Origin of the sequence: Cohnella soli, from assembly GCF_042655525.1 — a bacterium.
Classification (GTDB): Bacteria; Bacillota; Bacilli; order Paenibacillales; family Paenibacillaceae; genus Cohnella; species Cohnella soli.
This window is the reverse complement of record NZ_JBHSMI010000052.1, coordinates 572,340-584,956: the sequence shown is the minus strand read 5'-3', so window position 1 is coordinate 584,956 and position 12,617 is coordinate 572,340. Positions and strand designations below refer to the sequence as shown.

The 12,617-nt window shown below is 45.8% G+C and carries 10 protein-coding genes and 1 pseudogene; 3 read left to right on the top strand and 8 right to left on the bottom strand.

The genetic code is table 11. From position 1 onward, the window contains the following. Window positions 1-22: 22 nt before the first annotated feature. Together ACFPOF_RS26610 and ACFPOF_RS26605 are read right to left on the bottom strand one after the other, a co-directional pair. Entirely contained in the window at window positions 23-1,228 is a 1,206-nt protein-coding gene (locus ACFPOF_RS26610) for an MFS transporter (RefSeq protein ID WP_378138399.1), read from the bottom strand. Then, window positions 1,221-2,390 (bottom strand): MGDG synthase family glycosyltransferase, encoded by a 1,170-nt coding sequence (locus ACFPOF_RS26605; protein ID WP_378138398.1) that lies wholly within the window; start codon window positions 2,388-2,390, stop codon window positions 1,221-1,223. The genes ACFPOF_RS26610 and ACFPOF_RS26605 overlap by 8 nt, the downstream gene beginning before the upstream one ends. Window positions 2,391-2,649: 259 nt before the next feature. Here ACFPOF_RS26605 and ACFPOF_RS26600 point away from each other — a divergent pair. Both ACFPOF_RS26600 and ACFPOF_RS26595 read left to right on the top strand, forming a co-directional pair. Then, a pseudogene (locus tag ACFPOF_RS26600) lies at window positions 2,650-2,871 on the top strand (hypothetical protein); the annotation flags it as partial. Between the two features lie 18 nt (window positions 2,872-2,889). Beyond that, window positions 2,890-4,287 (top strand): glycosyl hydrolase family 18 protein, encoded by a 1,398-nt coding sequence (locus ACFPOF_RS26595; protein WP_378138554.1) that lies wholly within the window; start codon window positions 2,890-2,892, stop codon window positions 4,285-4,287. Window positions 4,288-4,402: 115 nt separating this feature from the next. Here ACFPOF_RS26595 and ACFPOF_RS26590 read toward each other — a convergent pair whose 3' ends face one another. From ACFPOF_RS26590 to ACFPOF_RS26565, 6 genes are all read right to left on the bottom strand, one after another. Further along, complete coding sequence (locus ACFPOF_RS26590) at window positions 4,403-5,773, bottom strand: HAMP domain-containing sensor histidine kinase (protein ID WP_378138397.1); 1,371 nt, start codon at window positions 5,771-5,773, stop codon at window positions 4,403-4,405. Then, window positions 5,770-6,471, bottom strand: a complete 702-nt coding sequence (locus ACFPOF_RS26585; RefSeq protein WP_378138395.1) for a response regulator transcription factor — start codon at window positions 6,469-6,471, stop codon at window positions 5,770-5,772. The genes ACFPOF_RS26590 and ACFPOF_RS26585 overlap by 4 nt, the downstream gene beginning before the upstream one ends. A gap of 117 nt (window positions 6,472-6,588) precedes the next feature. Beyond that, window positions 6,589-7,098 carry a PepSY domain-containing protein gene (locus ACFPOF_RS26580; RefSeq protein WP_378138393.1) on the bottom strand — a complete coding sequence of 170 codons (510 nt, stop codon included), beginning with the start codon at window positions 7,096-7,098 and terminating at the stop codon, window positions 6,589-6,591. Between the two features lie 315 nt (window positions 7,099-7,413). Then, window positions 7,414-7,668, bottom strand: a complete 255-nt coding sequence (locus tag ACFPOF_RS26575; protein ID WP_378138391.1) for a reverse transcriptase domain-containing protein — start codon at window positions 7,666-7,668, stop codon at window positions 7,414-7,416. A 1,768-nt stretch (window positions 7,669-9,436) separates the two neighbouring features. Then, window positions 9,437-10,429 carry a phosphotransferase gene (locus tag ACFPOF_RS26570; protein ID WP_378138389.1) on the bottom strand — a complete coding sequence of 331 codons (993 nt, stop codon included), beginning with the start codon at window positions 10,427-10,429 and terminating at the stop codon, window positions 9,437-9,439. Then, window positions 10,426-11,550 carry a glycosyltransferase family 4 protein gene (locus ACFPOF_RS26565; RefSeq protein WP_378138387.1) on the bottom strand — a complete coding sequence of 375 codons (1,125 nt, stop codon included), beginning with the start codon at window positions 11,548-11,550 and terminating at the stop codon, window positions 10,426-10,428. The genes ACFPOF_RS26570 and ACFPOF_RS26565 overlap by 4 nt, the downstream gene beginning before the upstream one ends. Before the next feature lie 295 nt (window positions 11,551-11,845). Here ACFPOF_RS26565 and ACFPOF_RS26560 point away from each other — a divergent pair, with 295 nt between their 5' ends. Further along, entirely contained in the window at window positions 11,846-11,974 is a 129-nt protein-coding gene (locus tag ACFPOF_RS26560; protein WP_378138385.1) for a sporulation protein YjcZ, read from the top strand. Window positions 11,975-12,617 lie beyond the last annotated feature (643 nt).

Below are 12,617 nucleotides of genomic sequence, written 5' to 3'. Positions count from 1 at the left end.
TCGGCTTCGATTCTGGTACTGGTTATGCCTTGCTCCATTCGACCGAACGTTTTGACCCAAACACTTCGGATGGCATAAGGATGTAGGATAGTCCGATCAATCCATACAACCCGGCGCAAAGCAAGAACGGCGAAGCTAAGCTGCCCTTGGCCACGACCCAACTTCCGATGAGTGGTCCCAGGACGACGCCCATGCCTTCTAATGATGAAAGCACTCCCCATCCCATGTTTGGGGATTGGGCGGGAACGTGACGGGATAACAGGGCATTCCATGCGGGCAAAAGCATCGCGTATGCGAAACCCATAACGATCGCCATCAACGTAGCCCCTGCCAAAGAGCGCATTGCCGTCAATCCCGCGAGACTGACCGCGAACAGTCCGAAGCCGCACACCAAGAACCATCTGCTCTTGGTTGCATCGTACCATTTCCCCATTGGCACGAGCAATAAGACGACGCATGCACCAGCTAATACCATGATCATGGAAAGTTCCGAGTTTGTAAGCGCCAATCGCTTTAATGCGAAACTGGAGAGGAAAGGAACAATAATGCCCGCACCAGTCGTCTGCAGAATAATGGCTGGCAGGATTAGACGATTATTTTTGATGTTCTCCCTCACCGACTTCCACTGTGCTTTCATTGATGTCCGCTCGATACGGTCAAAGTCTTTTATTGAGAATCGGCAGACACTCGCAATAATCCCACCTAACGCCACGAACGACAACAAAAGAATTACGCCAATGGCGATTCCTCCATCCAATACCAAATTCAATATGACTGGACCTAAACCTAAGCCCGCCATCCAGAATGCATACAAGGCCCCCATTTGTGCCGCGCGGTTCTCTTCATTGATGTGCCTTACACCGACTAGCCATACTGGAGAAAGCCCGATTCCCATCAACCCGGACGCTATCGTAGTGATCCACCCCGAACCCGCTGACAGCGTAAGCGCGAACCCGCCTGCCGCGATGAGAAAACCAACTTGGAGAACGATCTTGGTTGAGTATCGATCGAGCAAATATCCTGCAAATGGTTTTACCGCACTATCCGCTAAATAATGGGTAGAGACTGCGATGCCAGCCAATGCTACAGTCCAGTTTGCGTGTTGAACTAAATAGTTCGGCAAGAATGAAACCAGATAAGCGCCCCTTAACCATTCTGCAACAAACAGCAATAAGGCGGCCGGAAACAAGAACCCTGGGAGCAAACTTTTTCTTTTCAGTTTAAGCATGAGCGCTAACTGCCTTTCTTTCCGCAGTCGCGACAACTGGGCGCATTTCCTCAGCAAGACCGTGGCAAGCCAGTACCTCATAAGAAATAAGTGAAGCAGAATTAGCGTAATGTACGGTTTCCATCGCGGCTTTCATGATAGCGGCATGGGATGGGTCCAACACGTTGTGCAACTGCTGAGATAATTCGTAGATATCGTTTGCGATGGCAATCGCACCATGGCCGGCCAAATATTCCGCATTGCCGCGTTCTTGACCTGGAAGCGGCCGATAAACGATAGTTGGCAACCTCATAACGAGAGCTTCCGTTAAAGTGATCCCTCCGGCTTTCGTCAACATACAGTCGGACAGCGCCATTAATTCATGTATGTTTTCTACATACCCGAGTACATGAACTTTATCCTCTCCTCGGTAAGCGATCTCAATCTCGTTTTTTAGGTTTTGGTTTTTTCCGCAGACGACGATCGTTTCGCATTCCGTGTCCCCCAATGTGATTTCAATCATGGAGCGAACAGAAGACTGTACGCCATAAGCTCCAGCCATGATCAAGACACGGCGGCATCCGGCAGTGAATCCGTACTTCTTGACTAACACTTCCCGATCGTAAGATTTCGAGAAATGCTGCCGAATTGGAATACCGGTTACGTTGACTCGATGTTCTGGAACGCCGGCTGCTATAAGTGCGTTCATCAGTTCTTCGGTAGCGACGAAATACCCTGATGTGCTCGGGTGAATCCAACGGCCGTGAAGCACATAATCCGTGATCACCGTAAACGTCGGTATGCTGTGGTATCCTTGACGTCTCAGTTCGTCCGCTGCAAGTTGCGGAAATGTATGAATGATCAAATCCGGACGCTCCCCGTTCCACGAATCAACGAGACGTTTCTTGCCGAAAGAGTGGAAAAGTCGACCATGCCACCCTTTCGGATTACGATTAGTTATTCGATATAGTTGCCCGTATAAACGGGGGAAACGGACAGTACTTTGCAAGTAGAAGTATCGGCTAATCGCGTTAAGACGTGGATAGGCTTCCGCGAATAGGTCAATCATCGTCACGTGATGAATACCCATGGAGGCGAACGATTGTCGCAGTGCTAATGCAGCTTGCAGATGACCGTCCCCAAAGGAAGAATAGACGATCTGTATTTTCGTGTTTGATTTCACTGGACTTCCCCCTTCAAATGGATTACAGAGCCTTACCTCTAACGTTACTTCGAAGAAGTGAAGCGCTTGTGAACCGTTTCTTAACATTTTATTAAGTCCTTTAGTCGACTTCGTGACCACAAAAAAACCATTCGTTTACGCGATTCGAATGGTTCTGGGGTCGAGCTTACCAATAATTAAAGATAGGTATTCGCCTTTACTTTCGTTACGATAGAGTAAGCATCTATATGACAAAGCTAGTGAAAGTGAGTTGCATGCCATGAAACGCCTCTTGATCATCGGGTGCTCGTTGGCTGCTTTTATCCTTGCCTTGACTATAACGCTTCTACCCGTTAGGGCTTCCGCTGCAGTTGCTGAATCCCGGCTTCCCTACGATGATATCCGAAAAAATTATGCACTGGAAGCGATTGTTAACCTGACGGAGAATCATCTCATTACAGGCACTGGATTGAGGCACTTCGAACCGAATAAAGCTATAACCCGTGCGGAGTTCGTGACCATGTTAGAACGATTACTTGGCATCCAACCGGTCGCCGGCGCGATTTCTTCATATTCGGACTTACCGACCTCGGCTTGGTATTACCCATGGGTGCAATCTTCCATACAGTTAAACATCGCTCAAGGCACATCACATCATTTATTCAAGCCGAACCGTGACGTGACCCGTGAAGAAGCCGCCGTTTTGATGTCTCGAGCGTTGAAGCAAACGGTAAAGCAATCGTTGGTGATATCATCCACTCTGCCCGACGCTCTCTTCCAAGATCAGGCGAAGATCGCACCATGGGCACTAGACTCCGTAATTCGGTTACGGAACTTCGGACTAATGAAAGGAGATAACGGGAGTTTTCGCCCCAATGAACCGATCTCAAGACAAGAAGCGGCCGTCTTGATACATCGAGCGTGGACGTATCCGGGGTGGTCCGAACGCATTCGTGCGACTCCGTCGGAAAAAATTCAACTCGGATGGCAATATGGGCAAACGACAGTACAATTCGAGCAACAAGTAGCCCTATCCGACGTGAACACCTTATCTCCTCGTTGGTTTTTCCTAGGCAAGACAAGTGCTGTCGAAAATAACGCCGATACCTCTCTCGTTAGTTGGGCGCATAAACGGGGGAAAAAGGTTTGGGCGATGGTCGGCAATCATTCCGATCAGGAAACCTCTCATATTACTTTATCTAGCAAGGACCAGAGAAAAGAATTCATTCGGCAGTTAATTGATCTTGTTAAACAATACGACATTGACGGTTTGAACATCGATTTCGAAAACATGAGCGCTCAGGATCGCGATTCATTCACCGCATTTGTGACGGAACTTCATGCTCAATTGAAATCGATCTCAACTACGTTATCCGTCAATGTTTCGCCCGATTCGGGTACGGATTGGACAGACGTTTTCGATTATTCTGCGATCGGACAAGCAGCCGACTATGTTGTGCTAATGGGTTATGACGAGCATTGGAGTGGGGATCCGGAAGTGGGATCCGTCTCCTCCCTCCCCTGGTTGCGTCACGGAGTAGAAACCTTGCTAAAAAAAGTGTCCCCACGCAAAGTCATCCTTGCTTTGCCATTTTACACCCAACTATGGACGACAAGCGCAACGAATACGACTTCCTCGGCAGAGTTGGATCTTGCTGGGCAAAATAACATGATACTATTGAAAAGGTTAATACCGGATTGGGACGAGAATCATGGCCAATATTATGCCCAATTCAACGTTCCGAACGCGTTAAATCAGATTTGGTTGGAAGATGGGCGATCGTTATCCCTCAAAGTCGGATTAGGCGAATCTTATTCCCTTGCCGGTTACGGTTACTGGTATTTAGGCGGCGAGAGCGCCGATATATGGACAAGCTTACGCAATGCGATGAGGTTCGCTAATTATGATTTCTCGTGAGCGGTCACTTCATCCGTGTGACGATTTCGAACTTCTCGGGCAGCGTACGTCCGCCCGAAGGACATCCTGTTGCTATTAACAAGCGAAAATCAATAAAAAATCCGCTTCCGACCAATTACGTCGGTAGCGGATTTTTATGCTCGAGCGGCAATTGCACAATAACCTCCGTCCCGATCCCTTCCTTGCTTTCAATGCGGATGGTCCCGTGATGCTCCTTCACAATGGATTGGGCGATTGGAAGCCCTAATCCAGTTCCCCCAGTCTTCCGATTGCGAGAGGAGTCGACACGATAAAAGCGTTCGAATACGTTCCGGACATCCACTTGGGCAATACCGATGCCATAATCCTTTATTCGAATCTCTACGTTCGTCAGTTCTTTCTTTAATCGCACTTCGATCGAACGCTTACTGTATTTCAAAGCATTGTCGATCAAGATGAGTAGCAGTTGCTTTATTTTCGTCGGGTCTGCTGTGATCCTGATTTGTTCGTCGGCGCAATCGATTGAGATGCTCTGTGCGTGCAATTGCTTGGCGCTCGTGGACACCTGCCTGCAGCACGCCACAAGATCGAACTCTTCTATCATCAGTCGATCACTTTGTTGCGAAGCCGCCAAATCAAGCAATTGCCTTGTCATGTTCCTCATTTGCTTGGATTCCTCGTAGATCGCTTCAACGGATTCTTTCTGAATTTGCCTGTCGGTGGAGCCCCAACGCCGAAGCATATTTGCGTAGCCTTCGATGATGGTGGTCGTCGTGTTCAATTCATGAGAGGCGTCCGAGACGAATTGCTGCTGTTTATGAAAATTTTCCTCCAATCGTCCCATCATCCGATTAAAGGTTGCCGTCATGTGGTAAAGTTCGTTGTTCGACGGACTTCGCTCAGGGATTCTCTTGAACGCGAGACTGCTTTCGATTTCCCGCATTGTTGCGATACTGTCCGATATCGGTTTCAATAATGCCCTGGCTAAGAACGATGCACATGCGATGCTAAGCAGAGCGGCTCCAGCGGTCGAGAAGATCAGAATCGCAACGAGCAGGTTCAGGTTTGTTTCCAGCGTTTCCATCTTCTCGGCGATTTCAAATACGCCAACGACTTTGTTATTCGATTCAATGGGCGATCTGACGACTAAAATTTTCTGATCATTGATCTCGACCAGGCTTGCACCGTCCACTGACTTAAGATGAATCCGAGCGTAGTCAATGTCTTGCTCTTCTTGGTAAATATGGACGATCTTCAAATCCGGATCGAAAATCCGAATTGCAGAGTCTTCGGGGAGATAACTTAGAATTAGTCGTTGATTCCCCTTTTCCATCATGGCCGACGGACCGATTTTTTCGATGATTTGTTCCGATTTGTTACGTAGAAGCTCGATTTCATTGCGGGTTGCAAGCCGTATGAATAAGAAGTAGATAACGATGTCCACGCTAAGCAGGATTAGAATGACCAACGCGGAAGTAAAAAGCGTGAACTTTGATCTAAGCTTCAATTCTCCTCCTCCCTCACGCAATATCCGACGCCGCGAAACGTGTGAATGAGATTGACATCGAAATCATGATCGATCTTTTTACGGATATAACGAATGTAGACATCTACAATGTTTGTATCTCCGACGAAGTCATATCCCCAAACGTGATTGATAATCTGTTCCCTGTTCATCACTTGGTATTTATTTTCCAACAAAAATAAGAATAGATCGTACTCTTTAGGCGTAAGTTCGATCTTTTTTCCTTCTCGGTTAATGTCTCTGGTCGCTTTGTTCAAGGTCAGATTGTCAATTTTCAGCGAGCTGCTTGATGCTTTCGGATCAGTCTGTTCTATGAAACGATTGCGCACGGCGGCTCTCATTCTGGCCAGAAGCTCTTCGATTTCGAAAGGTTTTGTGATGTAATCGTTCGCACCTTGGTCAAGTCCCGACACGATATCCGGCGTCGTATTCCTCGCGGTCAAGACGATGACAGGTGTTTCGACGTCGACCTTTCGTAATCTTCTCAATACCTCGATGCCGTTCAGCTCGGGAAGCATAATGTCCAGGATGATGAGCTTCCATTCCTTCGACAGCGCCTGATCGAGTCCATCCCGCCCGTTATCGGCTATCGTTACCGTATAGCCATCATGGATCAGTTCCAACTCGAGCAGTCGTGCGATTTTCTTTTCGTCCTCTACGATCAAAACGCCATTGGCCAACGTTAAATCCCCCTTCTCAAGGTTATTATGAGTATTCGAGGTCTAAATCAGACAGTCTTAAGATATAAGATAACAAAAATAGCCCAAGCAGTCGCTTAGGCCAAGAAAATAATCAATTCAATCGTTTTCGGGAACAACTTCTCCAGTCGTTGCGTTAACGGTAACCTCGTGTTCTTTGCCCGCGGTATCTTTGATCGTTACAGTATAAGCGGACACTCCATTTTCCGATTCGAGAACTACGCTCTTCACAACACCCGGCGATTGTTTAACGGCGATATCAATGCTCTGTTGCTTCGTAATTGCAGTCGATTGTGCGCCGTCGTCGTTAACTTCTTTATCGTTGTCTTGCTCGTTTTGCGCGCCGTCGTCATTAACCTCTTTGTCGTTGTCTTGCTTGTTTTGCACGCCGTCGTCATTAACTTCTTTGTCGTTGTCTTGCTCGTTTTGCGCACCGTCGTCTTTAACTTCTTTGTCGTTGTCTTGCTGAATTTGATCCTTCTGAACCGGAGACGTGGAATTTGCCGGATCCGCAGTGGCTGCATTCGTGGAAGGCAATAACGCGGCTCCTGCAATCCCTCCTCCGACGAGCGCGACTGCCAAGACGCCGACCATTAATTTTTTGTTCAACTTCAATTCCTCCTCTTTGTTTGAATACATTTCTTATTGTAGTCCAAGTTCCTGAGATTCCCGTGTGATTCGGATTAAAAAACGATGAGAATTAAAATGACCCCATAACGGGGTCGGAACGAATCTTATTTTTTTCCATGCCATCGCTAAACGTCTAATCTTCGAAATTTACGTTACAATATTTCCCTTGCGGTTCCATATCTTTTTAGCCAATAAGGACTTCTCCATTTCGTCACCGTTACGTCAGGAGGAGACTTATAAGTATTCAACATTTTTCCGTTCCCGACATCCAGACCGACATGACCAATTCGATTATTACAGGTTGGCTAGCAAAGGAGAGATGACACCACCTTGCGGGGTGCCGGCATCCACTTCATGGTATTTCCCTTCTTCCATATATCCCGCCTTGAGCCACTTCCAGATCATATCCAACACTGTTCCATCTGCAATGTATTTCGTCAGTATCCCCATCAGTTTCTTGTGGGGGATATTATCGAAGAAGCCGCGAATGTCACAGTCATAGATAAAATTATAGTCTGTCTCAATGTTCCACAGGATAATTTGGGCCACGCGTTTCGCTCCATAGTTGGGACGTTACCCGCATGACCAGCGATGAAAGATGCTTTCTTCGCACTTGGGCTGTAACACGTTCACTATGGCTTGTTGCACAATCCGGTCTTCGATGTTAGGTATACCTAGCGGACGCATCTTCCCATTCTTCTTTGGAATATATCGTCTGCGTACGGGAGATGGAACATAAGTTTTGTCTCGGAGTTTCTGCAAAAGTCCGCTTAGATTTTCATTCAGCTTCCTCTCATAACTCTCCAAAGTTTCGCCGTCGATTCCACCTGCGCCTTTGTTTGCCTTAACCTGTAACCATGCTTCATGAAGTTTTCGATCAAACAGAATTTGCCCATATATACTGTGCTGTTCCTAAGCTCGAAAGGGTGTCCGCAAATGGACAATCCCCAGGTCGAAAAGCATTTCCGCCACCGTTTGTTGCTTGTCTTGAAGCATTCGGACCAGTACTATAACTACTTCCGCTATTGTGGCTACGCTAGAAATAAGGAATTTTATACATGTTACCACATGTCTTTTCGACAACTCTTTCGGATTGTTCAATTTGCTCCATAAATTATGTCATTTTTAAATTTGCTAAAAAACAAATCTCCAGTTAAACGTTCAAGAAGTATAAGAGGGATCTTATTTCGAGCCCTTGGATTTATGATAGATTCTTCTAATCGATCTATTCTTACACCAACGCTATCGGCGTGGGTAGATGACGGAAACCGTTCACTACCTCGACACTATACTGTTCATCTACTCGGACTTGTGTGCTTCCTTCCCGAAGCATGTTACTAGTGGCCAACATAATCCGTTTTGGATGTAGACTAAAAAGTAGACACGCTGTAACTCGAAACCAGGGATGTCATCGCTTCATGCAAATACAATTGAACGGAAAAGCGACCGTTCCTTTTGGGGGACGATCGCTCTTCCGAAAACGTCGCCTCCCCATTCAATGCCCGTCAACCCGGCATTTGCGGTCAGCAAGTGGTCTCAGGATCCAATCGGCGAAAAGTAACGGAACAAAGTCCAGGAACAAGCATCGCACTCGTCAGTCCCCTTCCGGATCGCTTATTCATTGCCATCATACGACTGACCGGATTTTAAGGACAGAAGATTAAATCGTCTATAAATCAATGATCTATGGCAGTCAGTTAACCGAAACGTCGTCGAAGTAGTTCGGTTAGAATCCGGTCGTCCACCAATCTCCCATTGCGATCAAATTAAAGGCTTTGATTCCGCCGAGCGAGCCGGTATAAGCGGAAACCGTCGAATTTCGAAAGCTCAAGAAGAAGGTGCTCAAGAGCGCAAAGATCACCCCTAACTTTCATGCCGAATTGTTGGCGGGATCCGATGTATAATTCTTTTTGTATGACGGGGCTCGATCAACTCGCGACAATGTCCCCACTTTTTTGTCGATTGCCTACAATGTCCTTACTTTTGTGTCGTTGGACAGTTTTTCACACTTCTTATTTATGTCTAACGACACAAATGTCGGGACATTATACTTCCTAATCATCTACACAACTACTTTAAACGCAAAAAACGGCCGCCTATCTCATGGGATCTTTCTCTACGGGATCGGAGTATTCGAAGATCAATTGGCCCTGGTTGAAAAAAGATTATCCAACGCATGTACAGCTTCCGCTACCATCATTACTTTCCACCTTCCACATTCGATGAACTGGGTTCCCTAGCCCATGCACTAGACTGTTGCTGTTGTTCTAAACTTACTCGCTGCGAATTAATATTGCCAAAAGTTGTTTGTTCATTATTAGGAACAATACTTAGCGGCATATTTATCAAGCTTCTTCAAAAATGGGCCAATTCTTCTTTCGGATTGAAGGGCCCAATGTAAACGACTTTTTGTAAACGGAAATCTCGTGAAAGGGGCAAATACCAAATATGTCGACAACGGAAATCGCAACCACACACGCATAAGCTTGAAATCTTTCTTGTGGAGCTTAGAAACCTGACGGTAACCATCCAGAATAGCTGCTGCGATCGAAAAATACCATTTATAATCTTTGCATGAATTATATATGACCCGATATAAATCATAGGCTCGCAGGTCTACATGTACAGTTTCGAAGTCGATAAGGTAAGTACCTTTGTTATTTAAAATAAAGTTGCTCGGTCCTCCGTCTCCATGACACAGAAAACCGTTCTTACGCGGACTTCGACTGTAGGTGTAATATCCGCTGCTTCGTAACAGTGATTTAGCTTGATTCGAGTATCTTAAGAACTCCGATCCGTGTTGCTTGATAAACCGGCTAATCGGCATACTAAATCCATTTCTTCTTGCTTTAACAATTTTGTTTTTAATAAGCTTCTCTCTAATCCTTAATGTGGAGTACCATGATCCAATTTCACTATATGCAATCTTTCCATTTAGTCCGGCACGTCCGGCTTTATGAAAGCGCGCTAATGCAATGCCGCATGCTCGCATATCCGATAATGAACGTGGAGAGGGTTTCCTTCCCGAAATCCAAGGCGATAAAACATAATTTCCACCTTTACTGGTCACATATGGTTTTCGCCCCTCTCGTGCATTAGGGTCACGCCATGCCAGAAGCGATCCATTTCGCCGGATCCTGAGCAAGATTCGGTCCATCCACCTTGTTCTTCCTACTTGCTTTTGCATCCGCTTCAAAGCGTACGTCTTCCCTTTAGTTGTGACAACCCGATATATCCCGCCCCGAATTTTCTTCTGCTTGATTATCTTAATCCCAAAACGTTTTGCAATGTGGTTAATTGATCCGCTCATGCTTTTCTTCCCCTTCTTAAAACTCTGAACAAAGACTTATATTTATTGGCGATAGCAGGCCATCTAAATCGGGCGGCAGTTGATCGAGCATTGTTTATTCGTTTCCTTGAGAGGGTAGGATTGCTCCAGAACGATTTAATGGACTTGGCTATACTCGCACCATCGACAGCGCGTATGATTTGGGCATTTTGTCCGTTCACAAATTCCTTTAGCCCGCCCGACAAAGTAGAAATAAGCGGTACCCCGTTTGCCATTGCCTCTAGCGCAACCAAACAGAACGATTCGGTCTTGCTTGGAATGATAACAGCTCCGTAAGAACCGTACATTCGTTGCACGGTACTATACGGTTTTTTTTGAACCCAGCGAATTCGGTTCGTCACGCCGAATTGCCTTGCAAGCGTTCTTAATTTTCTTTGATAACTCGGTTTACCACTTCCAACGATCGTCAAATGAACACGTCTATGATTTCTAGATAGTAACGCAATTGCCTTAATTAAAGGCTCGAGACCTTTAGAAGGAATTAATCTGCCAACATAGAGTAAATTATTCGGGGTGCCCCTTTTCTTCTTGGATAATGGTTTAACACCATGAGGGATCACAATGGCTGAACGCTTAACCATTCGTGGATAGCGTTTTTTTATAGCTCTAATCTGCCAGTTGCTCGGAGCGACGATTTTTTTTGCACTTCGAAACAGTTTCATTTGGTTTTTCCCGGAAGGCGAGTTGGTACCTTGCGAAGTGAGCGAATGGCATGAATAGATGATCGGGGCCGAGAATCGCATTTTTGCCACTTTGGCTGAATCTGCAAATTCCGTGCTATGCACTTGAACAATATCCGGTTGATTGTAGCCCGCCGAAGAAACAACACGCATAACGGAGGAAGCTTTGAATGATTTTTTGGAATGGCTATAATATCGTGAATTTCGGGGGAATCGAAGAATACGCAGATTGGCATTCGGATTCGTTATTGACAAGCGATTAGATTTACCCGAACAAAGCACTGTGACTTTTACACCAGATTTGCTCAGAGCTCTCGTTAAGTGAGTAGCGGCGATTCCTAAACCACCTTTTATATTGGGTTGGAACTCGCTAGACATTACCCATACCTTAAGCTTGCCCATATTGTTTATCTATTCCCTCCTTATGGTCACGGCTTCGGGGTTAGTGTATGTATTAAGGTTTGAAATTGCACTGGACCACTGTCCGTCAACTCGTCCCGAATCGAACGTATTTTTCACAGGTTTCGGACGTTTGTACATATCATCAGCGGTTAGTCCGATGATGTCTAACATACTTGAGTTTTTAGACATGTATGGATTATTGATTTGATCTGTGTGAATGCACTGACCGAGTATTTGTCTCCCCCATAAATTAATCGGGTGATGAAAATCACAATAAACATTGGTGGTGAATTGCATGGGCAATGACGTTGGAGGCGTAGGCGCTTCTTGTGCAGGATATGGCGGTATGCAAGCGGCAGCGTTTGTACTTGTACTTTTCATACTGTTGGTCATTATTCTTCGTGCTGGAACGGGAATCTACTAAGATACATCGACCCACTTTTACTTCTTCAAATAACTCATCATGAGTCGCTGCATGATGTTCGCGAAACGTCACGGTTATCAATCCCCTTTCTTTATGGGACGAAGTCTTTTGGTTCTGTGTCGCTATTGGGAAATGCAGGCTGGTTCCGGACCGGTTGCTTTCATTGAAGTCGGCAATCGGACAATACTCTTGTCACCAATCGAGAATCGAATCAAGTTCTTGACATCGCCAAATGACATGAATTTGATTCGATAAACGAAAAAGCCCGCGATTTACGCGGACTACATACGGACAATGTTCTTGTCATCCGACAATTTTGAAACGTGGCATTGTTTGTCTTGATTCCTTTTACGTATATGGCTTTGACCGCATCCCATTTTAGTGAGTTAAGCAAAGGACTAGCTGATATTGCACACGATTCCTCTTTTACTTAACCCCAGGAAAGTTGGCACTTTTTCAATAGAAGGGTCTGTTTTTGTCCCTCTTGATTGAGCTTTCGTTCCAGTTAGCGTAACAAATCGACCCGCACCCAATTTTGACGCTCGCAATCGCATATCGTCTCGTTGGCTACGTACCCAGCATCAGAAGTCTAAAATAATATCAACTACGAGCAATAATACCCGAGCGTCGATTTTCCAAAGCA

Excerpts from the sequence above, each read along its gene's own strand:
- ACFPOF_RS26610 (WP_378138399.1), bottom strand. The coding sequence starts at position 1,228 with ATGCTTAAACTGAAAAGAAAAAGTTTGCTCCCAGGGTTCTTGTTTCCG.
- ACFPOF_RS26595 (WP_378138554.1), top strand. The coding sequence starts at position 2,890 with ATGTTAGAACGATTACTTGGCATCCAACCGGTCGCCGGCGCGATTTCT.
- ACFPOF_RS26570 (WP_378138389.1), bottom strand. The coding sequence starts at position 10,429 with ATGAGCGGATCAATTAACCACATTGCAAAACGTTTTGGGATTAAGATA.
- ACFPOF_RS26565 (WP_378138387.1), bottom strand. The coding sequence starts at position 11,550 with ATGGGCAAGCTTAAGGTATGGGTAATGTCTAGCGAGTTCCAACCCAAT.
- ACFPOF_RS26560 (WP_378138385.1), top strand. The coding sequence starts at position 11,846 with ATGGGCAATGACGTTGGAGGCGTAGGCGCTTCTTGTGCAGGATATGGC.